Here is a 26,327-nt window from a genome sequence, read left to right on the forward strand (position 1 = left end):
AACAACGCGCGCCAAACCATTGCCGTGACTCCTCGGCGCCTTGCACGATATGCTTGCAGCAGACCCTTCCTGCATCGATCGCCCAGATCAGTCCTTCCATGAACGGCACGCCCGCCCACGAGCCCCAGGATCCGGACGGCCGGGAGCCGTCCACCCTGTTCGCCCAAGCCCGCGAGCATCTGCTGGCCGGGAACGCGGCCGCCGCCGACGCGATCCTGCGGCGCGGCCGGACGCTCGTGCCCGACGATGCCGCCATGGCCTATCTCCACGGTCTCTGCCTCGTCCAGGCGGGCGATCCGCCGTCCGCCGCCGAGGCATTCGCCACGGTGCTCCGGCTCGAGCCCGGCAACGGACGGGCCGCCCTGATGCTGGGCCGCGCGCTGTGCCGGTCCGGCGACCGTGCGGAGGCGGCGCGGTGGCGGACGGAGTTGGCGCGCCGGCATCCCGGCGATCCGGCGTTGCTGAACGAACTCGCGGCCGACCTGCTGGAGGAAGGGGACGAACCGGGCGCCGCGCGCCTGCTCGACCAGGCGATCCAGGCGGCACCGAACGATCCGGACGTGCTGCACAACCTGGGCGTCGGCTGTGCCCGGCTCGGCAGCCTGGAGCGCGCCGAGACGCTGCTGCGCCAGTCGCTGGAGCGCCGGAAGGGCATGCCCGCCCGGCGGGACTCGTCGGAAGCGGCGCTGGCCGGGGTCCTGGCGACTCGCGGCTCGTTCGACGAGGCCCAGGCAATCGCGGGCGGATTGCTCGACCGCGGCGCCGAGCAGGTCCATGCCTGGACCGTCCTCGGCACCGTCGCCGCGCGACGGCGTCGGCCCGCGGCGGCGGTCGGCGCGCTCCTGAAGGCCGAGGCGCTGGCCCCGGCCGATCCGGGCGTCCTGTCCAACTTGGCGGCCGCCCTGGACGAGGACGGCCGCGCCGCGGAGGCCGACGCGCGGTGGCGGCGGCTGGCGGCCTCCGGTCATGCAGGGGCGGAAGCGCGGGCACGGCTGGCGTCGCGGACGCCGGCGGCGGGCGAGGCGATTCGCCGGCTGTTTCCCCTGACAGACCTGAGGCCCGGGGACGGCGGGCCGGTGGAACTCGCCCAGGCCGACCTGTGCATCGACCAGTGGCATCTGGTCCAGGGCGACCGCCTGGCGCTCGACCTCGTGTTCACGCCGCCGCTCGGCCGGGCCAACTTCATCGTCAGCGCCGACGGGACCGGCACCGTGCTGGTGCGCGACGACCTTGAGCGGCGCCGGATCGAGGAGCCCGTGGTGTTCCTCGGCGGTACCGCCAACTATTATCACTGGATGCTCGACACGCTGCCCCGGCTGGCGGCGATCGAGGGACTGGACGGGCCGCTGCTGGTCAATTCCGCGCAGAAGGGTTTCCATCTGCGGACACTGGAGCTGCTGGGCGTTCCGCCCTCCCGCCTTATGGTGCCCGACGCGCCGGCCCTGACGCGGTTCGCCCGTCTGACCGTCCCCGGCCTGGTATCGCGCCCGAGGCGCGCCGACGGCCAGATGGACTGGATGATGCCCTCCGTGGACCGGGCCGCGGCATTGCGGGTGCGGGATCGTCTGATGGAGGGGATCGCCGTCCTTCCCGGGAAGCCCCGGCGCATCCTGGTCTCGCGGGAGGGGTCGCTGTTCCGGCGGTGCGACAACGAGGAGGTGATAGCGCAAGTCGCGGCGCGGCGCGGTTTCGTCGCCGTCCGGCTGGAGGAGCTGTCGTTCGACGAGCAGGCGTCGCTGTTCGCCGGGGCGGAGGCCGTGATGGGAGTCCATGGCGCCGGCTTCACCAACATGCTCTTCGCGCCGCCCGGCGCGCTCCTGATCGAACTCCACCCCGCCGGCCATCTGCCGGAGTTCTACCGCCACCTGACCCAACTGCTGGGGCAGGGGCACAGGGCCGTCGGCGGCGCCATCACCCAGGCGCTCCGTCCGGCCCGCGAGTACAATTGGAACTTCAGGATCGATCCGGCCGAACTGGACCTCTGCCTCGCGGAACTGGGAGCCTGAACCGCTCCGCCGGTCAGCCCTGGGCGATCGAGGCGACCAGCAGGAACAGCACGACGGCGCCGAAGACCGTCCACCCGACGCGGGTCAGGCGCCGGCGTACGGCGGGGAATAGGGCCGCCAGGACGGCCAGGATGAGCAGGATCTTGAAGAGCATGGGCCTTTGTGCACGCGGCCCGGCATCTTCGCAAGCCTGCCCGCCCGCTCAGCCCTGAGGGGCGGGCTGCGCGCGGCGGCGTGCCCGGCTGCCGTGCGTCAGGGAGAAGGCCCAGGTTATCTCCGCCCCGAACAGGAAGATCTGGGCGGAGTAGTAGACCCACATCAGGACGATCACAAGGGCGCCGGCAGCACCATAGGCCGACGCTATGTTGCTGCTTCCCAGGTACAGGCTGATCAGCAGCTTGCCGATCGAGAACATCACCGCCGTGATGAAGGCGCCGAACCAGACGTCGCGCCAGGGAATCCGGGCATCCGGCAGCATCTTGTAGATCATCGCGAACAGGGTCGTGACCACGGCCAGCGAGATGACCAGGTTGGCCACCTGCATCAGGAGGTCGAGGCCCGGCATGATGCCGGCAAGATAGTCGCTCAACGCCGCCAGCGCCGCGCTCACCACCAGCGAGACCAGCAGCAGGAAACCGATGGCGCCGATCAGCGAGAGGCTCAGCAGGCGCACCTTGACCAGCCACACGACGCTCGACCCCGTCGGCGGCTGGGCCTTCCAGATGACGTTCAACGAGGACTGGAGCTCGGCGAAGACGGTGGTGGCGCCGACGATCAGCGTGACGACGGCGACGGCGGTCGCGATCGTCCCGGAGACCGGCTTCCCGGCGCTGGCGATCATGGCTTGGAGCGCCGCGGCACCCTCGCGTCCCATCATGCCCTGGAGCTGTCCCATCAGGGCTCCCTGCGCCGCCTCGGGCCCGAACGCCAGTCCGGTGATCGCGATGATCAGCAGCAGCATCGGGGCCATCGAGAACAGGGTGTAGAACGCGATCGCAGCACCCATGCTGGCCGCCCGATCCTCAAGCCACCCGTTGAACGCGGTTACCAGAACATGCCAGGCTTTTCCGAACGGCACGTGACCCAACCCTTTCATGGGAAATCCCCGGCGGCGCCGCGGGCGCCGTCGGGGATCGGTGGTTCCGGACGTGGCCGGAAGCCCGAAGGCTCCCGTAACCCGCCCCTAGATGTCGCGGTCGCGATCGACCGCGCGGTCGGTCGCGGTCCGGTCCGTCATCGTGCGGTCGGTATCGGCGGCCCGGTCGACGTCCACCTCGGTCCGGCGGACCGTGTCCGAGACATGCTCGGTCCGCTCGGTCACGTCCTTGCCGACCACGACCTCCTCGGTGACGCGCGCGGTCTTCGAAACGACGGCCTCTTCGGAGGTTTCGGTCAGGTTGACGGTCCGCTCCCGGAAGGCGTCGGTCCCGGCATCCACCGGGCGGTCGACCGCACGGCGCTCCACATGGACGGATTCCTCGCGCAACCGGACGCTCTCCTCGACCGGAGTCTCCACCACGTAGCTGCGGACCCGCACGCCGCCGCCCTGGACCTGCCGTTTGCCGACGGCGATCTGCTCCTCGGCGATCGGGATGACCGTCTCCTCGCCGGTGCCCGCCGCCGTCCGGTCGCCCAGGCCGGTGGTCGTGTCGGAGGTGGTGTTGGTGGTCCGCATGGACGACGCGGCCTCGGTCAGGCCGGTGCCGGTGTAGGGGCCGGCATTCTCGTCATAGCGGCTCCAGCCCTCGGAGCGCCAGCTCGAGCCGCGCTCGTCGATGTCCACCGCACCATGGTTGCTCATGATCTCCAGGCCGCGCTCGACATTGTCGTCGGCCAGGCGTGCGATCACCAGCGAACCGCCGCGGCGAACACCCTCGGCATAGACGTGCGAGTCGTCCTCGGGAACGCCGGCGCTGCGAAGCCGACTCAGGATGCCGCCCGACGTGGCGCCGGATGCCGCCGCCGATCCGGTCGCGCCGGTCATCCCGGCGGCGCTGGTGATGCCGGGAACGCCGGCGGCCACCGATCCCGAGCCGAGCGCCGGATCGGCGGTACCGGCGTCGGACCACCCGGCGCTGCCGGAGCCGAGCGAGGAACTGTCGATGACCTCGGTTCCGGTGAAGCCGGCGGCGGAAAGATCGCGGGTGACGCTTTCGGCTTCGGTGGCGCTGTCATAAAGGGCGACTACGGTCTTGGTCATTGTTTCGCGTTTCCTTCTGCTGTGGATGATCCGGCCGGGTCGCCGTCGGCGGTCTCACGCTCGACGATGACGTCCTGGGACCGGAGCGTTATGTTTTCCTGATGGCGGCTTTCGGTCCTGCGGCGACGGATGTGGATCTCCTCGCGCAGGAAAAGCCGCTTCTCGACGACGAGACGTTCCTCGACGACCGGTATCACCAGCGTTTCGCCGTCGTCATAGACTTCCGGCGTCTCGTGGATTTCCCGGTCGATCGCGACCCTCTCCACGTCGACGTCGACGGACGTCAACGCCTGGTCTATTGCCTGTTCGTGCTCGCGCGTTACGGTCCGTACCCGGACGCGGCCGGTTTCGACCTCGCGCGTGCCGACCCTCAACTCTTCCTCGACAACCGGAATGGTCTGCGGCCGTGTCTGGTCGTCCGGTCGATCCGACATGTCTTCGGGACCTATCAGAACAGGTAGAGCAGGGCGAGGATGATCAGGACCACCACGACGGCGGGAATGATCCACTTGGCGGGCGACGCCGCCGTGGCGGCACTGGCCCTGCGGTTCGCGTCGCCCGCCGTGGCGGTCGATCCGGGCGCCGTCGAAGCGGTTCCCATGGAGCTGGTGCTTGCCGTTCCGGTGCCGACGGATCCGGTGCCCGGCGATCCCGTGCTCGAGGCGGTGTCGCTTCCGGTCGAATAGACGCCTATCTTGTCGGGATTTGCGCCGCGTGCCGATGTATCGTCCGTGTTCGTCATTGGATGCGAACCTCTCATGATTGTCGATCCTGATGTGCACCCTCCAACAGCGATGGCCGGCATTGATCGCGGGGACTAATTTGCGCCGTGTTTGTTCCAAAAGATAAGGGGGTGCAAGGATCGGCGTCCGCCCGTGGGGGCGGGGACGATGCGAAGCCTTCCTCCGGAAAAGCGAACGCCCCGGAAGCGGCTGCTTCCGGGGCGTTGCACTGCGGCTTTCTGGTCCGCCGTTCCGTATGTCCAGAGCCGCCCTGGACGGGCGGTCCGGTACCGGGCGGCGGAAAAATCAAGGACGGATGCCGGGTTCGGCACCGTTCCGACGCCGGCGTTCCGGGATACCAGTCCTGGAACGTGAATGGTTAATCCGCCGGCCTTTCCGTTGGGTCAGCCGTTCAGGGCGTCCTTCAGGCCCTTGGCCGCCGAAAACTTCGCCTGCTTCGACGCAGCGATGGTGATCTTCTCGCCGCTCTGGGGATTGCGCCCTTCGCGAGCGGCCCGTTCAGCCACGCTGAAGCTGCCGAAATTCGGAACCTTGACCTCGTCGCCGGACGCCAAAGCCTGGGCGATGACAGTGAACGCGGCGTCGACCGCCTTGCCGGCATCCGCTTTCGTCTGCCCCGTCTGGTCGGCCACGGCGGCCACGAGTTCGGCTCGATTCATGGTGCTCCTCGATAGTCACTGGTTTCGGATCTTGCAAACGTCGGGCGTCTATAAGCCACGAACACTAAGAGGTAATGAAGAATGGCGTCTGTCCAGCGCTTTCCCGCAGCACCTGCCTCTTGGGGCGGAGTTGTCACAACGCTGCATCACCGGAACCCCCCTTTCGGGGTGGAAATCGTGCAAAACCCGCCGTGGCTGCACGCGCCGCGTCGGAAATCAAGCGGCAATTTTCAGTTCGGCGGCGGCGCGGCGGCGCCGGATGGAATCGCCGGACGGCACCTCCGCGGGCAGGATCTGTTGTATCCTTTGCCGCCGCGCGCTCGCGTGCGGCGGCCGAAACACGGCTGAACAGCGCCAGCGCAAAGGGGATCGACCATGGCCGACGAAGGCTCGAAAGGCAGCGGGGCACCGCCGAGGACGGAGGCGGTGCCCCCCGCCGTGCCGGAAGCACGGGACAGCGGCATCTCGGCATGGCAGCCGGGGACGGCGGGCAGTTCGCCGCCCGAAACGCCGATGCCGCCGTCCGACGCGCCGGCCGGCGAGACCGACATCGCGGCGGTCCGCGCCCGGATCGCCGAACTGCAGCGCGAGATCGACCGCCTGAGCGCGCTGGTCGATGGAGCTGTCGGCAAGCTCTCGCAAGACGGCGGGAGGAGCGGCGGCCGTTGAGGCGCCGCGATCCCGGCAGCATGGGTGCCGGCCGGTATTCCGTGCGCGGATATTCAACTCAGTATTCATGTTGAAATAAAAGATCCACATTTTAGCCCCCGATACCCTATTGACTTGGTGGGATTTGGGCGCAAATATGACGGTGACCCTTCGGGGTCCGCGGGCATTTGATGGATTCAGCTTGCGCCGCGTCACCAAACGCTAAAGCGCCACGAACAGGATCGTGGCTCGAGTTCGAGGAGACCGATCATGTCCACAGCCCATCCCCCCAGACCATCCGCGCGCGGCTTCGGGAAGATGCCGATCTGTTGTCGCTGACCGCGACCACGTTCGTCCCTATCCCGCATCAGACCGGAGGCGGCACAGGAGTGCCGACCCCCGCACAGGCATCGGAGCCGTGCCATGATCCCTGCGCGTGCATACGCCATCGAAGTACAAGGAAACCAGGCCGGCGTCGTCGTCGCCGACGCCAACCGCTTCATCTTCTTCGCCGCCGACTGGGCCTTCGGGACCCTCGACCGCAAGTCCTTCCGCAGCCCCGCCCACGCGGAACAGGCGGCCCGGGACGTGCTTCAGCGCCGGCGACCCATTCCGAGTTGAGGAGCAGCATATGTCCGACATCGGTGAACTGGTCAGGAACCTGTCGCTCTATTCGGCCGGCATCGCCCTGCTGTGTCTCGCCTTCATGCTGATGGTCCAGGCGTTCTGACCTGGTCCCCGTTCCGGGAAACCCCCGGGAGGGCCGGTCCGCTCCTCAGCGGACCGGCCGGTCGCCGGCTTCCGGCGACAACTCCATAGCGCTCCCGCCGACACCGGCGGCCTCGGCGATGCGGCGGGTGATGCCTCGCGCGACCCGTCCGCCGAATCGCTGCGACGTGGTTAGGGGTTGAAGCGCCAATGCCACCGATGCGGTGCCCAAGGCCTTCAACAGCCGCCGTTCCGCGAAATGGATGCTGGTGTTGCGGTAGTATTGGCTGCCCACTCCGGCCACCGCCTCGCGAAGCCGCACGATGGCCGGCCGTGCCGACCGCGCCGCGAGATGATCGTCCAGTTCCAGGTCGCCGCCGGCCAGGCGCGCCTTGTTCCTCGCCTCGATGAAGGAGAACAGGACACGCTGTTTGGCGGACCGGTGGGCCGTCACGCTCTGGCCGTGGATCCGGTAGAGGGTCAGGACCTTGGGCAGGGTCCGCACCTGGCCGCGTTCGGCCAGCCGGCTCAACAACTCGATGTCCTCGGCCCCGTCGAACCGCGGGTCGTAGCCGCCCAGGTCAAGGGCCAAGTCGCGCCTGAACATGACGGTCGGGCCCAGGATATAGATCACCCTTCCGGCCCTGCGAACTTCTTCGAATTCCCGGGCGTTCACCGGCCCGAGCTGGGTTCCGCGCAGGCGGCGGCCATGACGGCTGATGAGTTGCGCGCCGCCGCCCCAGCAGACCACGTCCGGATGGCGTTCGGCCGCCCTGATCTGGGTTTCGAGCCGGTCCGGCACGGCGATGTCGTCGGCATCCAGCCGCGCGATCCAGGGAAACCGGGCCTCCCGCAGACCGACATTGCAGTTCCGGCTGACGCCGCCATGCTTGTTGAGGATCAGCCTGATCCGTCCGTCCTTCCGCGCCAGTTCCTCGACGATCCTGATGGTGTCGTCCGTGGATCCGTCGTCACAGACCAGAAGCTCGAAATGGGCAAATGTCTGGGCGGTGACGCTGTCGATGGCTTCACGGATGAAGGCCGCCGAATTGTAGGATGGCATGACGATGCTGATCATGGGGCTCACATGAGTTTGCCGTGACGGACGACGGGTGGCGGTGAAATCGATCGTCCCGCGAATGACGGGTTACAGGGCGGGAGCGTCAAGCAACCTTTAAAATTCGGTCAGCAGGCAGGGTAAGGCTCGGCCTCGCCATACCATTCGAAACCTCCGGGAAATCACTGGCAGAACTCTTTGGGAGTCTATTCGATGAATACACGGGCATTCGGGGACTCTTGTCTGATCTGGACCAGCCTGATCCATTACAGAACCCCCTTGGGCCATGATTTACTATCGATGAGCCGCCGGTTTGGGTCAAATGCTAAGCTGTTTTAGGCCGATCGAGTACTCGAAAGATCGGGATATAGCCGGAAGAAGTTGAAATGCCTCATGCGATGGTAAGAAAATCGCCGGAGGCGTTCCCAACGGTACGCTATCCAAAGATCTCCGCGGCTTGTTACTGTAGATTTGGATAAACTAAGCTTGCTTGATCCAGGCTTGTACTTTGATGAGATGGAATAAGGGCGTCGTCGTGCAGTTTGCTGCGGAAGGTGGGGGCTCGGGCGACCGCAGGTCTCGCACTCCGGATCGCTTCCTTGACCGGCAACTTGATTGCCGAGACGTTGCAACAAAGTCAGCGAGCCCTTTCCGTAAAGTTTAAGCTAATATCGAAGTGGGCCGCAATCGGCACACCTCCACCGAGCCGCCGCCGCATCCACCTCCTTGATCTGAATCGCTACTGGTGCCGGTGTCCCGCGGTGCCGGATCCGCTTCGTGTGGATGAAGTGGGGCAGGTGTTTCACTTGGAGAAAGTTCAAAAATGCTTCTGCATTATTCACATTCATTGTCAAAACCCGCTCGTGGCGATTTCGTTAGGGAGAACTCTCAAAGACTTATCCAAAAGGGTGTATGGACATTTCACATTATCGAAGCGCTATATAATTCATCTCTTGCGGAACCTGAGATTCGGTGAGCTTGGCAAGTAATCTCATGATTACAGATCTTCGCAGTTTGCCCGACGAAACATCGGTTGAAACCGATGTCTGTATTGTGGGCGCCGGCGCCGCCGGCATTACCTTGGCGATGGAACTGCTGGGGCATGACTTTCGTGTCTGTCTTCTTGAAAGCGGCGGCCTGGATTTCGAGGACGAAATCCAGGCCTTGAACGATGCCGACTGTGTCGGCGAACATCGGGTCGACCTTCTGTGGAGCCGGCTGCGTTACTTCGGCGGAACCACCGGTCACTGGGGCGGCAACTGCGCGCCTCTCGACGAGCAGGATTTCGAGGAGCGCGCCTGGGTGCCGGACAGCGGCTGGCCGTTCCCCAAATCGGAGCTGGATGCCAGCTACCCCAAGGCGTACGAGTATTGCGAACTTCCGTCGGCCAATTTCTCGGCCGATTACTGGGCGGCGCAGTCCGCGTCGTTCCGGGAACGGCGGATCTCCCTGGCGGGCGATCCGATCGGCGAGAAGATCATGCTGAAGAGCCCGCCGACCCGCTTCGGCGAGGTTTACCGGAACGCGCTCGCCCAGCCCGGCAACCGGTGCGATGTCTATCTCCACGCCAATGTGGTCGAGATCGAAACCAACGAGGAGGCCAACCGGGTCACCGCCCTGAGGACCAAGGGCATCGACGGGCAGACCTGCCGTTTCCGCGCCGGCGTCTTCATCCTGGCGTCGGGCATCGAGAACGCCCGGCTGCTGCTGCTGTCGAACCGCGTGCGCCCCCGGGGGCTGGGCAACGATCACGATGTGGTCGGCCGTTACTTCATGGCGCACACCACTCTCCGCACCGGGCGGGCGATGCTGTCGCTGCCGGAGGGGACCGCCAGCTATTACGCGACCCTCGGGTGGGAGCAGCGTTTCCTGAACGAGATAAGTCCCTTCATCGACGCGCTCCAGCCCAGCCGCGCCGCGCAGGAGCGCGAGGGCATCCTGAACAGCGTCGTGTTCTTCGAGGAAAGCTACGAGGGCGAAAAGACTCCCGGCTTCGTCGCCATGCGGCGGATCGCCAAGCAGATCGTTCATGGGCGCATGCCATCCAACCTGGTGCGCGATCTCGGCATCGTGGTCGGCGACCTGGACGAGGTGGTGAAGGCCCTCTATGCGCGGAGCGTCGGCGATCGCAGTTACAAGATCCTGCAGACCCGCTTCTTCTGCGAGCAGGCGCCGGACCGCGACAGCCGTGTCGGATTGGGGGACGACCTCGATGCCCTCGGGCAACGGAAGCTGGTGCTCGACTGGCGCCTGAACGACCTGGACAAGCGTACGGTCATCCGGACCCAGAAACTGCTGGCGGAGCAGTTCGGCGGGCTCGGAGTCGGGCGGCTCCAGGTGGAGTTCGACTCCGAAACCGATCCATGGCCCCGCGGCGTCGACTCATCGGCCCATTTCATGGGGACGACCCGGATGAGCACCGATCCCCGCCGCGGCGTGGTCGACGGCGACTGCCGGGTCCATGGCATCGACAACCTCTACGTGGCCGGCGGATCGGTGATGCCGACGTCCGGGGCCACCATGGTGACCGTGAACATCGTGGCCCTGGCCGTGCGCCTCGCGGGACACCTGCGGAGCCGGCTCAGTTGAGCCGGGGGACTTCCTGAGCGGAGACCGAGTATGAACCGACGCGAACTTCTCGCCGCCGCCGCCGCGGCGGGCCTGCTGTGCGGCTCGCCGGGGCCGGCCCGGGCCGCGACGGCCGTCCCGCCGGAAGCGCGGCGCCTGCTCACCCTGCTGCGCTCCCCGGCGGCGGCGCGCCGAATCGGCCGGGCATACCTGGAAAAGGCGGGAGATGAGGCGGACCCTGCGAAGCTGGTCGCGCTGATCATGGGCGAGGGCGGCACGGTGGAAGGCGACCTGTTGCGCCACGTCGCCGAACGCCAGCGGGCCGACTTCGCCGCCGGCAGGACGATCAAGCTCGACGGCTGGGTGCTGTCCCGGACGGAAGCCCGCCTGTATGCCCTGGCGGCGGTTTGAGCGATGCGGTGATCCGTCCCGAGGGGGTCGAGCCTTGTCCGCGCCGGTCCGAGCACATCCGTGGCTGATCGTCAAGGTGGTGCCCGCTGCCGGGATCGAACCGGCACGACCGAAGGTCGAGGGATTTTAAGTCCCTTGCGTCTACCAATTCCGCCAAGCGGGCACGGGGGGAGAAGCGAGACACCCTAATCCGCGCATGAACGCCCCGCAAGCATCTTGCCGAAGCCGGCCGTGAAGCCATCTAGCGGGGCATGGAAACCATCAACTGGCTCGGCCTGATATCCCTGCTGCTGGTCGCCCTTCTCGTGGGGCCGGCGGCCTTCCGCATGAACTGTGGTGGCCAGTGGCTGCCCAAGGTGGCGGTCTGGCTCGCGATCCTGGTCGGACTGATGTTCGTGTACCAGACCTTCGGGCCGTTCTGACCCCAAACATCCCGTCAGTCGTGGTCGAACATGCCGTTCATCGTCATGACGCCGATGGCCATGGCGACGGTCCCGAAGGTCGCCATCAGCCCGAAGAACAGCAGCAGGATCGCGAGGACGCCGCCATCGCTCTGTCCCATCAGGGTGCGCAGGCTGGCGATGTCCAGCAGCAGCAGGCCGGTTCCCAGCACGCCGCCGCCCGCGGCACCGCTCGTCAGGTGCTTCAGGAGGAACATCACCAGGGGTTTTTCGAACGACCTCATGCAGAGGTAGGTGGGATGCCGAAGCCCTGCGGCAAACTGTCGCTGACGTTATTCGCCGGAACCAGCCTTCAGGGATACTCCGTCAGGAATACCCGACCGTCACCGACGGCTCGCCGCCCAGGTCCCGGACCAGGGATGCGACAGCGTCGGTCGCTTGCTCCAACATGGCCTCGTCGGTGCCGTGCAGAACAAGGCTGACGCCGTACTCCTTGTTCCGGAGATAGGGGTAGCTGCCGATCTCGATCTCGGGGAAGCGCTTCTGCACCGCTTCGAGCCCTTCGGCCAGCGTGCCCTCCGGCAGGCCGCAGCTCACCGTCCGGGCCAGCATGCGGGCGCCGCCGCGCAACCGGGGAAGCAGGTTCTCGACCATGCCCTGCATGATCATCGGCACGCCGGCCAGCACGAACACGTTGCCGATCTGGAAGCCGGGGGCCTTGCTCACCGGGTTGTCGATCAGGATTCCCCCGGCCGGGATGTTGGCCATGCGCAGGCGCGCCTCGTTGATCTGGTCGGTCTTGTAGTGGGCCTGCAGCCGCGCGACCGCCTCCGCGTTCCGTTCGAGCGCCACGCCGAACGCCTTCGCGATGCATTCCGCCGTGATGTCGTCGTGGGTCGGGCCGATGCCGCCCGTGGTGAAGACATAGGTATAGCGGGCGCGCAGCGCGTTGACCGCGTCGATGATCTCGTCCTCCAGGTCGGGGACGACCCGGGCCTCGCGCAGGCGGATGCCGACTCCGTTCAGCTTCTCCGCCAGGAAGGGCAGGTTGGCGTCCTTGGTCCGCCCCGACAGGATCTCGTTGCCGATGATGAGCAGGGCGGCGGTGACGTCCGCCTCCCGGGTGTTCTGGGTCATGGTCGCGCTTCTTCCCTGGTTCGCCGTGCCGGCTCGAAGATCGATCCCGGTGCAACAGGCCACGGACGGAAAAGTCGGGGATATGCTCGCCGATGGCAAGCTTCCGGTCAGCGCTGGTCCAGCATGCGGCGCACCGTTTGCGCCAGCAGCCCGGCTTCGACCGGCTTGATCAGGATCTGCCCGATCTCCGGGTCGAGGCCCAGCTCGGAGACCGGGTCGCCATAGCCGCTGCACAGGATCACCGGCAGCCGGGGGAAATCCTGCGCCAGCCGCGCCGCCAGATCCTGGCCCGACATGCCCGGCATCATCTGGTCGGAAATCACCAGGTCCCAGGCGCCCGGTTCCTCTCGGATCACGGACAGCGCCTCCTCCGCGCTGATGCAGCAGCCGACCTCATAGCCCAGCCGCTCCAGGCCCTGGGCGATCACGCTGGACACCATGTCCTCGTCGTCGACGATCAGGATGCGCTCGCTGCCGCGCGGCGCGCTGGCCGCCCAGTGGGCCTGCTCGACCACGGCGCCCTCCAGGGTCGGAAGGTAGACCTGGAACCGGGTTCCCTCGCCGGGCTTGCTCTCGACCATCATCGCGCCGCGATGGGCGCTGACGATGCCATGCACGGCGGCCAGCCCGAGCCCGGTACCCTTGCCGATCCCCTTGGTGGTGAAGAACGGCTCCAGCATGCGCCCCATCACCTCGACCGGCATCCCGGACCCGCTGTCGGACACGGTCAGCCGCACGTAGCGGACCGGATGGTCCCGGTTGATCGGCAGCACGCCGATCCACATGCAGGTCGAGCCGGGACGCTCGCCGGGACCCATCCGGGCCGGTATCAGGTCGCCCCGCAGGTCCAGCTCCTCGCGCAGCCCCTCCGCGCAGCCGCCGTCCAGGGTCGGCATGTCGATCTCCAGCGCCAGTTCCCCCGGCCCGGTGCCGATCGCGTCGGCCGCGTTGACGCACAGGTTCATCAGGACCTGGCTCATCTGGGTCGGGTTGGCGTGGACCAGCGCCGAAACCGCGTCGACACGGCAGGTCAGGTTGATCGACTTGGGCAGGGTCGCGCGCAGCAGGGCGACCGTCTCGTCCAGCACCGCGATCATGTTGACGGTCTCGCGCTCCACGCCCTCGGACCGGCTGAAGGCCAGGATCTGCTGGACCAGCCGCTTGGCGCGCTCTCCCGCGACCATCAGCTGGACGGCGAATTCATGCTCCGGCGCGTCGGGGGCGAGATCCTCGACCAGGAACGAGGCGTAGCCCATCATGGCGGCCAGGATATTGTTGAAGTCGTGGGCGATGCCGCCGGCCAGCCGGCCGATCGCCTCCAGCTTCTGGGCCTGGTGGAACTGCTCGGTCAGGCGGGCGCGCTCGTCCTCGGCCCGCCGGCGTTCGCTGATGTCGCGCACGATGTAGACCATGCCGCCGTCGTCGAGCCCGGTCAGCGTCAGGTCCTGGGCGAAGGTGCTGCCGTCGCGGCGGCGGCCGGTCACTTCCCCGCGCCAGCGTCCCTCCTCGATCAGGCGGGGCAGCGCGTCGGACTGCAGGTGGACCCGCTCGGCGGCGGCGTAGAGCGACAGCCAGCTCCGACCCAGCAGGTCGCGGGTGTCGTCGAAGCCGTGCATGCGGGCGTGGCTGTCGTTCAGGTAGGTGAAGGTGCCCGCCTGGTCGAGGATCGCGACGCCGTCGGCCGACGCCTCCAGCGCCGTCAGCCGGTGCCGCAGCAGGTGCTCGGCCTGCTTCTGGGCCGTGATGTCGGTAAAGACGCTGACGGTGTCTCCCCCCGCCGTGCGGCGGCGATCGATCAGGAGCACCCGGCCGTCGCCCAGCGTCTCCTCCCACGGCGCATCGCCGGGGGCGGTCGCGGGGGAGGGTGCCGGCGCAAGCTCGCCGCGCACACGAAGATGTTCCGCATTGCCGAACACCACCTCGCCGGCGGTATCCAGCAGCATGAAGCCTCCCGGCACCGAGTCGATCGCTTCCCGCAGCCGCGCCAGGGAGGCCATGGCGGATGCCTCCGCCTGCCGGGCGGCTTCGCCGCGGCGCTCGGCATTCCGCGCCCTGCGCCAGAGGGGGAGTGCCGCCGCGGCCCCGATCCCCAGGCCGATCGCCAATCCTTCCCCCGTCGGCCAGCCGGCGATCCCGGCCAGCGTCAGGCCCGCGGTCGCCGAGACGAGGGCGGTGCCCATGGCCAGCGATGGCCGCAGCGCCCTGAACTGTCCCGGCCCCCCGTGGGGATGATCCACGCGCTCGGTCGTCACTGGAGGCGGCGCGCCTCCTGCGCCCGCAACGCGGCCTGGGTCCGGTTCTTGGCACCCAGCTTGCGGCAGATGCCCCGGATATGCAGCTTGATGGTGACTTCCTGAAGCTCCAGGGCGCGGGCGATCTCCTTGTTGGACCAACCCTTCTCGAGGTACTGCAAGACCTCCCGCTCTCGCTGGGTCAGCAGGGCGTGGCCGTCCGCCTCGGCGGCCTCATAGGCCGGGACGTCCACCGCGCCGAAGGGAACGAACTTCTCCCCCGCCATGATCAGGCGGATCGCCGAGACCAGCGCCGGGCCGGTGAGCGTCTTCGGCAGGAAGCCCTGCGCGCCCAGGTCTATGGCGGTTCGTACGTCCTCGTGGCTGGCGCCGCCGGACATGATCACCACGGGAACGCCGGGAAGCCGTTCGCGCATCCTGCGCAGCCCGTCCAGGCCGTCCATGCCGGGCATCCTCAGGTCGAGGATGACCAGTGCGAAGTCGCCGGCTTCGTCGACCGCCTTGTAGGCCGTGGTGAAGCTGTCGGCCGATACGATCTCGGCAGCGGGCTCCAAGCGTTCGATATAGCTTTTCAGCGCATCCCGAACCATGTTGTGGTCGTCGGCGAGCAGAATACGCATGCTAAGCAATCCCGAGGTACGAGTTGCTTCAGCTATATCATAAAAAGTTAGTCAAACCTTACTTGAGCCCCCGGAAACCTATACGAAAGTTTGAGGTGGTCCGCGGCCCGGCGGAAGGGCGGAAGCGGTTGCCATGATCCTCCCGGACGTCCTTGCCCCCGACCTCGACCTCGTGCTGTGCGGGACGGCGCCCAGCCGCGCCTCCAAGGAGGCGGCCGCCTATTACGCCAAGCCGGGAAACCGCTTCTGGCCGACGCTGCACCTCGTCGGCCTCACGCCCCGCCTGCTGAAGCCCCATGAATACCCCGAAGTGACCCGGTACGGGCTGGGATTGACCGACCTGTGCAAGACGGAATGGGGCAGCGACCAGGAGTTGACGAAGCACTGCTTCGACGTCTCAGGCTTCGTCGCGAAGATCGACCGCTACCGGCCGGCCGCGGTCGCCTTCGACAGCAAGAATGCTGGCAAGACCTTCTTCCGGCGCGCGGCGGTCCAGTACGGTCTCCAGGAGGAGACCCTGTTCGGCGCCGCGATCTTCATCGTGCCGTCGCCGTCGGGCCGCGCGCGCAGCCACTGGGACACGGCGCCCTGGCAGGAACTGGGCGAGTTCGTGGCCCGGCGCCGCGCCGCCCGCCGGCCCTGACCGCGAGCGGCCGCGACGGGGCGTCGCTATGCCCTGCGTATTACCCCTTTGGTCGTAATTGGCGATAGACCTGTGCCTGCGGTTCTGGTAACAGACAGGCAACGGGACAATCCTTCACACCCGGAAGTTTTATTTATTTAGAGAAAAAAGCATTGGCTGGTCGGCAGGCGGGACGGTGCGCCGGGGTCGCCGGGGTCGGCGGAGCCGTCGGTCCGACCGGACCGTGGGGGTAGATGGGACGTGGCCGATTTGTTGCCCCTGATTCATTCGGAGAACGAGGCAGGCAAGGCCACCTTGAGCCTTCCGGACGATCTCGACCTGCCGGTGGCCGCCTCCCTGGTGGAGAGCCTGCGGGCCGCCTTCAGCGAGTATTCGGACATCGTCGTGATCGCCGCGACGGTGGAACGGGCAAGCACGGCCGCCGTGCAGGCGCTGGTGGCGGCGACCCGGCACGCCGAGGGAACCGGCCAGCGCTTCGCCATCGCCGCGCCGTCGGATGTCCTGACGGACGTGTGCACGGACCTCGGCCTGGCCGGCTGGCTTAACGAGTGGAGCCTGAAATGAAGAAGAAGGTGCTGACCGTCGACGACTCGCGGACCATGCGCGAGATGGTCTCGTTCACCTTGCGCGGTGCCGGGTTCGACGTCGTCGAGGCCATCGACGGACAGCAGGCGCTGGTGGTCCTGGCCAGCCACAAGGTCGACCTGATCCTGGCCGACCTGAACATGCCCAACATGGACGGCATCAGCCTGATCCGGAAGGTCAGGGCCAGCGGCGGCCACCGCACCGTCCCGATCCTGATGCTGACGACGGAGTCGGACGACGCCAAGAAGCAGGAGGGGCGGGCCGCCGGGGCGACGGGATGGATCGTCAAGCCGTTCAATCCCGAGAAGCTGATACAGGTCGTGCAAAAGGTCATGGGCTGAGTCGGCCATGACGGGCGCCTACCTCGACGACCTCGACCGCTTCAAGGCGACCTATTTCGACGAATGCGCCGAACTCCTCGCCGTCGCCGAAGCGGGGCTGCTGCGCCTGTCGCCGCAGAACATCGACCTGGATGAGATCAACGCCGTGTTCCGTGCCGTCCACTCGATCAAGGGCGGCGGCGGCACCTTCGGCTTTTCCCAGCTGGTGGCCTTCACCCACGAGTTCGAGGCGGTCATGGACCGCCTGCGGTCGCAGCAGATCGGCGTCACGACCGAGCTGGTGGATGTCCTGATCCAGGCCAACGACGTCATGGCCCGGCTGCTGACCTGCGCGCGCGACGGGCTGGCGGTTCCGGCCGGCCTGGCCGACGCGTCCGCCTCGGACCTCAAGCGCTTCCTCCAGAAGGACGCTTCCGGTCCCGGCGCGCCGGCTCCGGCGCCTCACCCGGCCGCGGCGCGGACGGCGCCGGCGGCGGCGCGCAGCTTCGTCATCTATTTCATGCCCAAGAGCGACCTCCTGCTCAGCGGCAACGAGCCGGCCTTCCTGCTCCGGGCCCTGAAGCGGCTCGGCCAGGCCGAGGTGGTCTGCGACATGGGGCGGGTCCCGCCGCTCTTCGAGCTGGATGGCGAAAGCCTTCACCTGTTCTGGCAGATCGCCCTGACCGGCACCACCGACGAGGCGGCGATCCGCGACGTCTTCGAGTTCGTCGTGGACGACTGCCAGGTGGACATCGTCGAGACCACCGGCTCCGCCGACGGCGGGGAGGAGGAGGCGTTCGGCGTGTTCGCGGAGAACCTGCCCTATGTCCCGCCCGGCCAGCTGACCGTCTACGAGGCCGGCGCGGTCGACGGCGCGCAGGCAGCCCCGGCCCGGCCGGAAGGCGGCGGCGCGGGACCGGGTTCCGGCACCTCGGCCGGCGGCGGCGGACTGGGCGGCCACACCATCCGGGTCGACCTGGACAAGGTGGACAGGCTGGTCAACCTGGTCGGCGAGATGGTCATTACCCAGGCGATGATCAGCGAACAGCTCCGCGACGTGCCGCCTGGAACGCTCCAGCAGCTGGTCGAAGGGCTGGAGGAGTTGAGCCGCCACACCCGCGAGCTCCAGGAGAGCGTGATGGCGATCCGGGCGCAGCAGGTCCGGTCCGTGTTCTCCCGCATGCCCCGGCTGGTCCGCGAGGTCGCCGCCCAGACCGGCAAGGAAGTCATGCTCGCCACCTCGGGGGAGACCACGGAGGTGGACAAGACCGTGGTCGAGAATTTGGTCGACCCGCTGACCCATATGATCCGCAACTCGATCGACCACGGCCTGGAAACGCCGGAGGAGCGGGAGACGATCGGCAAGCCGCGCAGCGGGACGGTCCATCTCTCCGCGCAGCACCGGTCCGGCCGGATCGTGATCGAGGTGGCCGACGACGGGCGGGGCATCAACCGGCAGCGGGTGCTCCAGAAGGCGGTCGAGCAGGGGCTCGTCCCCGCCGGCGCCGCCCTGTCGGAGGAGGAGATCGACAACCTCATCTTCCTGCCCGGCTTCTCCACCGCCGACGCCGTCTCGGCGATCTCTGGGCGCGGCGTGGGCATGGACGTCGTCCGGCGCAACATCGCCAGCCTGGGCGGGCGGATCGGCGTCCATTCGACGCCGGGCGTGGGCACGCGCTTCGTGCTGTCGCTCCCCCTCACCCTGGCCGTGCTGGACGGCATGGTCATCTCGGTCGGCGAGCAGCGTTTCGTGCTGCCGCTGACCAACATCATCGAAAGCCTGCGGCCCCGCAGGGCCGACCTGCAGAGCGTCGCCAACCAGTGCGACGTCATCATGGCGCGCGGCGAGTACGTGCGTCTGGTCTATGTCGACCGCCTGTTCCGGATCGACGGCGCGATCGGCGATCCGACGCGGGGCCTGGTCGTCCTGGTCGAGACGGAGGAGGGCGGGCGCCTCGGTCTCGTGGTGGACGAGGTGCTCGGCCAGCAGCAGGTCGTCATCAAGAGCCTGGAGAGCAACTTCCAGCGTCTCGACGGCGTCTCCGCCGCGACCATCCTGGGCGATGGTCGCGTCGCCCTGATCCTCGACGTCGCCGGCCTGCAGAGCATGAGCCGCAACACCCCTGCACGCGCGATCCCCGCCGCCGCACTGCCCGCCGCCTAGGATAAGACAGATGGCAACAGTCCCCTCGGCCGCCCTGCCGGCCGTTCCGCGAGGTCAGGCCGGACCGGCTTCGGCCGAGGAACAATACGTCACCTTCACCGTCGGGACGGAGGAGTACGGCGTCAACATCCTGTCCGTGCGCGAGATCCGCGGCTGGACGCCGGAGACCAAGCTTCCCAACATGCCAGACTACGTGCGCGGCGTGGTCAACCTGCGCGGCATCATCATTCCGATTTTCGACCTGCGCGCCCGCTTCGGCGGTAGCCAGACCGAGGTGACCAAGCGCCACGTGGTGGTGGTCCTGCAGGTCGGCGAACGCACCCGGGGCATCCTGGTGGACGCGATTTCCGACATCCTGACCGTCGCCCACGACGCGGTGAAGCCGCCGCCGGACATCGACAGCGGGCTGATCGACCAACAGTACCTGAGCGGGCTGGTCACGGCGGAGAACCGCATGGTGACCCTGCTGGACGTGACCCGCCTGTTCGCCGGGGACGCCGTCGAGGTGCTCGCTTCCCATCCTATCCAGATCCCGCATCAGGCGCAGGCCTGAGCAGAGCCGCAAGGGGATTCCACCATGTCCGTCACCGATCGAACCTCCGCCCCGGCTCGGCTCGGCATCAAAAAGCGCCTGTGGCTCGCGTTCGGCCTGATGGTCGGCCTGCTGGTCGCCGGCTTCGGCTATGGCGGATACAGCCTGATGGCGACCCAGGCCCTTGTCCATCTCCTGAGCGACATCGGGGAGGAGGCGAGGTTCGCCAAGGACCTGGAGTCCGATATGGTGGGTCTCCGCATCACCGCGCGCAACTTCGCGTACAGCGGAGACCAGAGGCTGCCGCCGGTCGTCCGGGACCTGCACGCCAAGCTGCTGGGCCACATCGGCACCACCAAGAAGGCGGTCGACGACCCGATGCGCCTGCGGCTGGTGGCCGACATCGAAGCGCTCGCCGCCGACTACCTGGTCAACTTCGAGAAGCTGGTGGACCTGCGGACCCGGCAGGACACCCTGCTGCGCGAGCGGATGGAGCCCTTGGCCGACAGGGTCTTCGGGCACTTCGCCGAGCTGAAGGACAAGTCCGCGGCCGCCGGCGCGATCGCCGCGTCGTTCGCCGCCGCGGAGGCGGAGGAACACTGGCTTGTCGCGCGGCTGGTAGCCGAACGGTTCCTGACCAGCGGGGACCAGTCGGCCCGGCAGAAGTTCGATGACAACATCGCCGAGCTGCGCCTGCATCTCGAACAGTTCGACGCGGAACTGAAGGATCCGAAGCTGCAGGAGGTCAGGGCCGCTCTCGCCGAGGGGGTCAAGCAGTTCACCGCCGGTTTCAACGAGATCCTGTCGAGCAACGTGGAAATCCTTCGGCTGCGCGACGACGTCCTGCTCAACGTGGGCACGGCGACCTCGAAGAAGGCGGTCGAGATCGTCAACTCGGCGGAAGCGAGCCAGACGGAAATCGAGGCCACCGCGGCGGCGCAGGCCAGGACCGCCCTGACGATCACCGTGATCATCGGCGTGATATCCACCCTGCTCGGGATCATCGCCGCCCACCTGATCTCGCGCAGCATCATCACCCCGGTCAACGCGCTCCGCAAGGTGATGTCCGACCTGACCGACGGCGATCTCGCCGTCACGGTTCCCGGCACCGCCGACCGCGACGAGCTGGGTGACATGGCGCGCGCCGTGGATGCGTTCAAGACCGTCGCCGTGGCGGCGGTGCGGACCCGGATCGGCCTCGACAACGTCAGCGCCAACATCATGATGTCCGACGCGGACGGCAAGATCGTCTATTGCAACCGGGCGATCATGAGCATGTTCGGCGCGTGCGAGGCCGACCTGCGCAAGAGCCTGCCGGCCTTCGACTCGAAATCCCTGATCGGGACGAACATCGATGTCTTCCATCGCGATCCGTCGCATCAGCGCCGGCTGCTCGGCGGGCTGACCGGCAGTCACAAGGGCATCGCCAAGGCCGGCGGCCATACCTTCCAGGTCATCGCCCATCCGGTGTCCGGCCAGCGCGGGGAACGTCTCGGCACCATCATCGAATGGCGCGACCTGACCGAGGAACTCCAGGTCGAGGAGGAAATCGGCGGCATCGTCGCCGGCGCGGTTCGGGGCGACTTCTCCGCCCGGATCGAACTGGCGGGCAAGAGCGGATTCTTCCTGACGGTCAGCGAGGGCATCAACGATCTGGCCGAGAATGTCTGCGCCGTCGCCGAGGATCTGGCCTCCGTCCTCCAGTCCCTTTCCCACGGCGACCTTACCCGCCGGATCGAGAAGGACTACGAAGGCGTCTTCCAGCGCCTCAAGAGCGACTTCAACTCCACGGCCGAAAAGCTCTCGGACATCGTCGGCCGGATCAGCCAGTCCACGGCCGCGATCTCCGAAGCGGCGCGCGAGGTTTCGGCGGGAAGCCTCGACCTGTCCGAGCGGACCGAGCAGCAGGCCTCCAGCCTGGAGGAAACGGCGGCCAGCATGGAGCAACTCGCCGCGACGGTGCGCAGCAACGCCGACAATGCCAAGCAGGTCAACGAGGTCGCCTCGACCGCCCGTACCGCCGCCGATCGCGGCGGCAAGGTCGCCGGCGATGCGGTGGACGCCATGCGCAGGATCGAGAGCTCCAGCCAGAAGATCAGCGACATCATTGGCGTGATCGACGAGATCGCTTTCCAGACCAACCTCCTGGCGCTGAACGCGGCGGTCGAGGCCGCCCGGGCGGGCGACGCCGGACGCGGCTTCGCGGTGGTGGCGCAGGAGGTCCGGACGCTGGCCCAGCGCTCGGCCCAGGCGTCGAAGGAGATCAAGGCCCTGATCATCGACAGCAACACCCAGGTGCGCGACGGCGTCGACCTCGTCGGAAATGCCGGCGGCGCGCTCTCGGACATCGTGGCGGGCGTCAGCCGGGTCGCCGACCTGGTCGCGGAGATCGCCCGCGCGACCGCCGAGCAGGCCAACGGCCTGGACGAGATCAACGGCGCCGTCGCCCAGATGGATGAGATGACCCAGAAGAACGCGGCGCTGGTCGAACAGAGTTCGGCGGCGGCGCGCTCGATGGAAGGGCAGGCCCATGATCTCGGCTCGCTGATCTCGTTCTTCAGCGTCTCCGGTGGCCTGCCCGCTTCCGAAGATCTCCCGTCGCGGCCCGCGCCGGTCCCGATGCGCAAGACCGCGGCCGGCGGGCGTTCCGCCCCCCGCCAAGCGGCCCGCCCCGCCGTCTCCGAAGCCAAACGGGTCGTCCCGCACCCGACCACCCTGCGCCGGGTGGAGACCAATGACGACCCCGACTGGAAGGAGTTCTGAGCGGACGCGACAGCTCCGGCTCGTGACGTTTCATGACCTTTCATGACATCTGGCGACATGCCCCCGCCCGGGAGGGATCGAATGACTGAAGCGGCGCACCGGAGCGCACCGGCCGGCCGGGAACGGGAAGGAAGCCTGTCCCGGTCCACCGGCGAGCGCGAATTCCATTTCACCCGTGGGCATTTCGACCAGATCGCGGCGCTGCTCCAGCAGCTCACGGGCATCCATCTCGCTCCCCACAAGGTGGAGATGGTCTATTCCCGCCTTGCCCGCCGGCTGCGGGACCTGGGCATGGCGGACTTCGACGCCTACTGCGCCTTCCTGGCGTCCGAGTCGGGGGAAAGCGAGATCGGCCTGCTGGTCAATGCCCTGACCACCAACCTGACCCGCTTCTATCGGGAGCCCCATCACTTCGAGCACTTGGCCACGGTGGTGCTGCCCTGGATCCAGGAACGGCAGGCAGGCGCCGCCAAGCCGCGCCTGCGGATCTGGTCGGCGGGCTGCTCCTCGGGGGAGGAGCCCTACACGATCGCGATGACCGTGGCGTCCACGCTGCCCGACCTCCACCGCTGGGACGTCCGCATCCTGGCGACCGACATCGACACCCACATGGTCGAGACCGCGCGCCGGGGGCTTTACGCTGCGGACGCGGCAAGCGCCATACCCGCGGCGGTCCGCTCGCGCCACACCGCGGAGCAGCAGCAGGGGACCCGCCGGGTTCTCTCCATGGGCGAGAGCCTGCGCCGGCTGATCACTTTCAAGCCACTGAACCTGCTTGAAGACTGGCCTATGCGCGGACCCTTCGATGCGATCTTCTGCCGCAACGTGCTTATCTATTTTGACAGGCATGGTAGGACGGAAGTGATAGGGAAGTTCCATCAACTCCTGGATGGCGATGGGCATCTCTATCTCGGCCATTCAGAGAGTCTCTACGGCGTTTCAGAACAGTTTCGCCAAGTGGGGCCGACCAGCTATCAGGCCATACCATGAAGCATGCCGTGCGCGCACTCGACGACCGCAGAGGGGGTGTTCCGAGCCTGGACGAGCCCAACGAAGGCTATTTCCATCCGGGCTTCCGGGCCCATGCCGTCAAGGTCCTGCTCGGCGAGCACAAGATCACCCAGCGGCCCGACGAGATGCTGGTAACCACCCTCGGCTCCTGCATCGCCGCCTGCGTCCGCGATCCGGTCCTGGGTCTGGGGGGCATGAACCATTTCCTGCTGCCGGAAGCCCCCGCCGGGAGCGACGGCGGGGTCGACGCCGCCGCGCGGTACGGCGGTGTCGCCATGGAACGCCTGATCAACGAGATCCTGCGGCGGGGCGGCCGGCGCGACCGGTTGGAGGTGAAGGTGTTCGGCGGCGCCAAGGTGATCGCCAGCAGCAATCCCATCGGGCGCCGCAACGCTGAGTTCGTGCTGGGCTTCATCGCCGCCGAGGGGCTCACCCTGGCCGCGCAGGACCTGGGAGGCACCCTCGCGCGGCGGGTCCATTATTTCCCGAACACCGGGAAGGTGATGCGTCGCCTGATCCGGCAGGACGCGGTGGAGGACACCATCCGCAGCGAGATGCGGTTCATGTCCGACCTGGGCGCCAAGCCGGTCGAAGGCGAAATCGAGTTGTTCGGGGACTGATGATGGGCAAGCCGATCCGGGTCGCGATCGTGGACGACAGCGCGCTGATGCGCCGGATGCTCACCGAGGCGCTGGCCGCAGAGCCGGGATTCGAGGTGGTCGGCCAGGCCGCCAATCCCTATGAGGCGCGGGAGATGATCAAGTCGGCCAATCCGGACGTCCTGACGCTGGACGTCGAGATGCCGCGCATGGACGGGCTGACCTTCCTGGAGAAGATCATGACGCTTCGGCCGATGCCGGTGGTCATGGTCTCGACCCTGACCCGCGAGGGGGCCGACGCCACCGTCCGGGCGCTGGAACTGGGGGCGATCGACTGCATCGCCAAGCCCAACGGCGCCGAGGGGGAGCGCTTCGCCGACTTCCGCGACGAACTGATCGGCAAGCTGAAGGTGGCGGCCCATGTCCGCCTGGGGCCTCCCAGGACGAAGCCTGCGCGGGCCAAGGCGGGAGTCCGCGGCGGCAGCGGCCGGCTGATCGCGCTGGGTGCCTCCACGGGCGGGGTCGAACGGATCCGCGACATCCTGGAGGTGCTGCCCGAAGGATCGCCGCCGATCCTGATCGTCCAGCACATGGGTGCCTTCTACGTGCCCAGCTTCGCCGCCCGGCTGGACCGCCAATCCGCGCTGACCGTCAGGATGGCCGAGTCGGGCATGCGCGTGATGGCCGGCGAGGTGCTGATCGCCCCCGGCGACCGGCACATGGCGCTGCGCCGGGATGGCTTCGGCTATCTGTGCGAGATCGTCGACGGACCGCCGGTCAGCGGTCACCGGCCGTCGGTCGACGTCCTGTTCAATTCGGTCGCCGAGGTGGCGGGCGTCAACGCGGTCGGCGTGATCCTGTCGGGGATGGGGCGCGACGGCGCTTCCGGGATGGCGGCGATGCATGCCGCGGGAGCCTGGACGATCGGTGAGAGCGAGCAGAGCTGCGTCGTCTACGGCATGCCCCGCATGGCCAAGCTGGCCGGCGGTGTCGCCGTGGAGATGCCGCTCGGGCAGATCCCGGCCGAGATGCTGCGCGCTGCGGCGGCCCCTGCCTCACGGTCGACCTGATGACGGACGGGGGAGACTGACCGATGTCGTTCGGATTGTTGAAGAACATCGCCGGCAGCCGTTCCGATGCGCTTCCGGCGGCGATCCGCCCGGTTCCGGCTCCGACACCGGTGGCTGAACTGCCGGCCGACTCCGGTCATGACGAGTTGCTGGGCCGCTGGCTCGGCTTTTCCGAGCTTCAGAACCATTGCCTGGACGCCCTGGCGACCGAGGTGAGGCGGACCAGCGACCTGGTCGAGTCCAGCACGCTGGAGATCAGTTCGCGGTTCCGCGACCTCGCCACTTCGGCGCGGGAGCAGACCAAGCGGGTCGAGGATATCATCGCGGTCGCCAACTCCGTCACGATCGACGGGGAGGCCATCCCGCTTGACCGCGTGGTCGCGACGATGCAGCAGATTCTGGTCGAGATGGTGAATAACATCGTCAACCTTTCCAAGCAGGCCATGACGATGGTCTATGTGCTGGACGATGTGGTCCGGGATGTCGGCGAGGTCGAGAAGAGCATCGCCGACATCGACACCATAAACCGCCAGACCAATTTCCTGGCGCTGAACGCGACCATCGAGGCCAGCCGCGCGGGCGAGGCCGGCAGGACCTTCGCGGTGGTCGCCAACGAGGTGCGTCACCTGTCCAAGGCGACCGGCGACCTTGCCGGCCGCATGCGCGACAAGGTCGGCGCGGTCGTCGTCGGCGTCCGGCGCGGCCACGAGATCCTGCGCGACATCGCGAACACCGACCTGTCGCCCCAGATGCTCGCCAAGGACCGCATCGACATGACGATGATGAGCCTGGTCGCGCAGAGCCAGCATTTCCAGAGCGTGCTCCAGGATGCGGCGCGGGTTTCGACCGAGATTTCCGCCCATATCAGCCAGGTCATCACCCGGATGCAGTTCCAGGATCTGGCCAAGCAGCGCCTGGACCATGTGATCGACGGCATGACCGTGATGTCGAACGGCCTGGGCGAACTGGGCGCGAGGACGCGCCTCGCCCTGCCGGCCGGCGCCCAGGCGGACTTCCCGCAGGAATGGGTGGACCAGCTGCTGTCCGGCATGACCTTGAGCGAGCTTCGCCAGCGCTTCGTCCGCCGCATGCTGCTGGCGGGCTCGGCGCTGGATGCCCACGGCGCGCTGGACCACGAGACGGAGGTCCCGGAAGCCGACGGCGTGGATCCGGGCCTGTCGGACGGCACGGACGACGATAATGTCGAACTCTTCTGATCGCGCGTGAGAT

General features: G+C 67.5%; 27 protein-coding genes and 1 tRNA gene. 17 read left to right on the forward strand and 11 right to left on the reverse strand.

Annotated elements, in window-relative coordinates:
• The first annotated feature begins 98 nt into the window (after window positions 1-98).
• A complete protein-coding gene (locus tag JL101_RS06110) occupies window positions 99-2,006 on the forward strand; it encodes a glycosyltransferase family 61 protein (RefSeq protein WP_203098911.1) in 1,908 nt (635 codons plus the stop codon).
• A gap of 13 nt (window positions 2,007-2,019) precedes the next feature.
• On the opposite strand, the gene JL101_RS06115 is transcribed toward JL101_RS06110, so the two are convergent.
• The 4 genes from JL101_RS06115 to JL101_RS06130 form a co-directional block, all read right to left on the reverse strand.
• Entirely contained in the window at window positions 2,020-2,160 is a 141-nt protein-coding gene (locus JL101_RS06115; RefSeq protein WP_203098910.1) for a hypothetical protein, read from the reverse strand.
• 48 nt (window positions 2,161-2,208) lie between these two features.
• Window positions 2,209-3,012 (reverse strand): YihY/virulence factor BrkB family protein, encoded by an 804-nt coding sequence (locus JL101_RS06120; protein ID WP_407697401.1) that lies wholly within the window; start codon window positions 3,010-3,012, stop codon window positions 2,209-2,211.
• 177 nt (window positions 3,013-3,189) lie between these two features.
• Complete coding sequence (locus tag JL101_RS06125) at window positions 3,190-4,206, reverse strand: YsnF/AvaK domain-containing protein (RefSeq protein ID WP_203098908.1); 1,017 nt, start codon at window positions 4,204-4,206, stop codon at window positions 3,190-3,192.
• The gene (locus JL101_RS06130) at window positions 4,203-4,640 is read right to left on the reverse strand and encodes a YsnF/AvaK domain-containing protein (RefSeq protein ID WP_203098907.1); all 438 of its coding nucleotides are present in this window, start codon (window positions 4,638-4,640) and stop codon (window positions 4,203-4,205) included. Before JL101_RS06130 ends, JL101_RS06125 begins: the two co-directional genes overlap by 4 nt.
• A 39-nt stretch (window positions 4,641-4,679) precedes the next feature.
• Here JL101_RS06130 and JL101_RS06135 point away from each other — a divergent pair, with 39 nt between their 5' ends.
• Entirely contained in the window at window positions 4,680-4,892 is a 213-nt protein-coding gene (locus JL101_RS06135) for a hypothetical protein (protein WP_203098906.1), read from the forward strand.
• A 440-nt stretch (window positions 4,893-5,332) separates the two neighbouring features.
• Here the strand turns inward: JL101_RS06135 and JL101_RS06140 are convergent, their stop codons facing one another.
• Entirely contained in the window at window positions 5,333-5,608 is a 276-nt protein-coding gene (locus JL101_RS06140; protein WP_201072935.1) for an HU family DNA-binding protein, read from the reverse strand.
• Between the two features lie 375 nt (window positions 5,609-5,983).
• On the opposite strand from JL101_RS06140, the gene JL101_RS06145 reads away from it, so the two are divergent.
• The gene (locus JL101_RS06145) at window positions 5,984-6,277 is read left to right on the forward strand and encodes a hypothetical protein (RefSeq protein WP_203098905.1); all 294 of its coding nucleotides are present in this window, start codon (window positions 5,984-5,986) and stop codon (window positions 6,275-6,277) included.
• Between the two features lie 402 nt (window positions 6,278-6,679).
• Window positions 6,680-6,877, forward strand: coding sequence for a hypothetical protein (locus JL101_RS06150; RefSeq protein ID WP_203098904.1), 198 nt, complete (start codon window positions 6,680-6,682; stop codon window positions 6,875-6,877).
• Between the two features lie 154 nt (window positions 6,878-7,031).
• On the opposite strand, the gene JL101_RS06155 is transcribed toward JL101_RS06150, so the two are convergent.
• Window positions 7,032-8,042 (reverse strand): glycosyltransferase family 2 protein, encoded by a 1,011-nt coding sequence (locus tag JL101_RS06155; protein ID WP_203098903.1) that lies wholly within the window; start codon window positions 8,040-8,042, stop codon window positions 7,032-7,034.
• Between the two features lie 1,143 nt (window positions 8,043-9,185).
• Between JL101_RS06155 and JL101_RS06160 the strand changes: the two genes are divergently transcribed.
• Complete coding sequence (locus JL101_RS06160; protein ID WP_203098902.1) at window positions 9,186-10,610, forward strand: GMC oxidoreductase; 1,425 nt, start codon at window positions 9,186-9,188, stop codon at window positions 10,608-10,610.
• Between the two features lie 30 nt (window positions 10,611-10,640).
• The gene (locus JL101_RS06165) at window positions 10,641-11,000 is read left to right on the forward strand and encodes a hypothetical protein (RefSeq protein WP_203098901.1); all 360 of its coding nucleotides are present in this window, start codon (window positions 10,641-10,643) and stop codon (window positions 10,998-11,000) included.
• 77 nt (window positions 11,001-11,077) lie between these two features.
• Here JL101_RS06165 and JL101_RS06170 read toward each other — a convergent pair.
• Window positions 11,078-11,163 (reverse strand) — tRNA-Leu (locus tag JL101_RS06170).
• Between the two features lie 88 nt (window positions 11,164-11,251).
• On the opposite strand from JL101_RS06170, the gene JL101_RS06175 reads away from it, so the two are divergent.
• Window positions 11,252-11,422: a hypothetical protein gene (locus JL101_RS06175; protein ID WP_203098900.1), complete on the forward strand. Its 171-nt coding sequence runs from the start codon at window positions 11,252-11,254 to the stop codon at window positions 11,420-11,422.
• Window positions 11,423-11,436: 14 nt separating this feature from the next.
• On the opposite strand, the gene JL101_RS06180 is transcribed toward JL101_RS06175, so the two are convergent.
• The 4 genes from JL101_RS06180 to JL101_RS06195 all read right to left on the reverse strand — a co-directional run bounded on the left by JL101_RS06180 (window position 11,437) and on the right by JL101_RS06195 (window position 15,410).
• A complete protein-coding gene (locus tag JL101_RS06180; RefSeq protein WP_228435470.1) occupies window positions 11,437-11,658 on the reverse strand; it encodes a hypothetical protein in 222 nt (73 codons plus the stop codon).
• Between the two features lie 109 nt (window positions 11,659-11,767).
• Window positions 11,768-12,538, reverse strand: a complete 771-nt coding sequence (locus JL101_RS06185; RefSeq protein ID WP_203098898.1) for a competence/damage-inducible protein A — start codon at window positions 12,536-12,538, stop codon at window positions 11,768-11,770.
• A 107-nt stretch (window positions 12,539-12,645) separates the two neighbouring features.
• Window positions 12,646-14,790 (reverse strand): hybrid sensor histidine kinase/response regulator, encoded by a 2,145-nt coding sequence (locus JL101_RS06190; RefSeq protein WP_203098897.1) that lies wholly within the window; start codon window positions 14,788-14,790, stop codon window positions 12,646-12,648.
• Entirely contained in the window at window positions 14,787-15,410 is a 624-nt protein-coding gene (locus JL101_RS06195; protein ID WP_203098896.1) for a response regulator transcription factor, read from the reverse strand. Before JL101_RS06195 ends, JL101_RS06190 begins: the two co-directional genes overlap by 4 nt.
• A 133-nt stretch (window positions 15,411-15,543) precedes the next feature.
• Between JL101_RS06195 and JL101_RS06200 the strand changes: the two genes are divergently transcribed.
• The 10 genes from JL101_RS06200 to JL101_RS06245 all read left to right on the forward strand — a co-directional run bounded on the left by JL101_RS06200 (window position 15,544) and on the right by JL101_RS06245 (window position 26,314).
• Complete coding sequence (locus tag JL101_RS06200) at window positions 15,544-16,053, forward strand: mismatch-specific DNA-glycosylase (RefSeq protein ID WP_203098895.1); 510 nt, start codon at window positions 15,544-15,546, stop codon at window positions 16,051-16,053.
• Window positions 16,054-16,293: 240 nt separating this feature from the next.
• Window positions 16,294-16,617: an STAS domain-containing protein gene (locus JL101_RS06205; protein ID WP_228435307.1), complete on the forward strand. Its 324-nt coding sequence runs from the start codon at window positions 16,294-16,296 to the stop codon at window positions 16,615-16,617.
• Window positions 16,614-16,979: a response regulator gene (locus tag JL101_RS06210; protein WP_201072913.1), complete on the forward strand. Its 366-nt coding sequence runs from the start codon at window positions 16,614-16,616 to the stop codon at window positions 16,977-16,979. The genes JL101_RS06205 and JL101_RS06210 overlap by 4 nt, the downstream gene beginning before the upstream one ends.
• A gap of 7 nt (window positions 16,980-16,986) precedes the next feature.
• Window positions 16,987-19,122 (forward strand): chemotaxis protein CheA, encoded by a 2,136-nt coding sequence (locus JL101_RS06215; protein WP_203098894.1) that lies wholly within the window; start codon window positions 16,987-16,989, stop codon window positions 19,120-19,122.
• Window positions 19,123-19,132: 10 nt separating this feature from the next.
• Entirely contained in the window at window positions 19,133-19,675 is a 543-nt protein-coding gene (locus tag JL101_RS06220) for a chemotaxis protein CheW (protein WP_203098893.1), read from the forward strand.
• 24 nt (window positions 19,676-19,699) lie between these two features.
• Entirely contained in the window at window positions 19,700-22,417 is a 2,718-nt protein-coding gene (locus tag JL101_RS06225; protein WP_228435308.1) for a methyl-accepting chemotaxis protein, read from the forward strand.
• Window positions 22,418-22,498: 81 nt separating this feature from the next.
• Entirely contained in the window at window positions 22,499-23,407 is a 909-nt protein-coding gene (locus JL101_RS06230; RefSeq protein ID WP_203098892.1) for a CheR family methyltransferase, read from the forward strand.
• A gap of 8 nt (window positions 23,408-23,415) precedes the next feature.
• Entirely contained in the window at window positions 23,416-24,048 is a 633-nt protein-coding gene (locus JL101_RS06235; protein ID WP_228435309.1) for a chemotaxis protein, read from the forward strand.
• A complete protein-coding gene (locus JL101_RS06240; RefSeq protein WP_323374714.1) occupies window positions 24,048-25,097 on the forward strand; it encodes a protein-glutamate methylesterase/protein-glutamine glutaminase in 1,050 nt (349 codons plus the stop codon). Before JL101_RS06235 ends, JL101_RS06240 begins: the two co-directional genes overlap by 1 nt.
• Before the next feature lie 23 nt (window positions 25,098-25,120).
• Window positions 25,121-26,314, forward strand: coding sequence for a methyl-accepting chemotaxis protein (locus JL101_RS06245; protein ID WP_203098891.1), 1,194 nt, complete (start codon window positions 25,121-25,123; stop codon window positions 26,312-26,314).
• The last annotated feature ends 13 nt before the right edge of the window (window positions 26,315-26,327 follow it).

Origin of the sequence: Skermanella rosea (genome assembly GCF_016806835.2) — a bacterium.
Taxonomy (GTDB): Bacteria; Pseudomonadota; Alphaproteobacteria; order Azospirillales; family Azospirillaceae; genus Skermanella; species Skermanella rosea.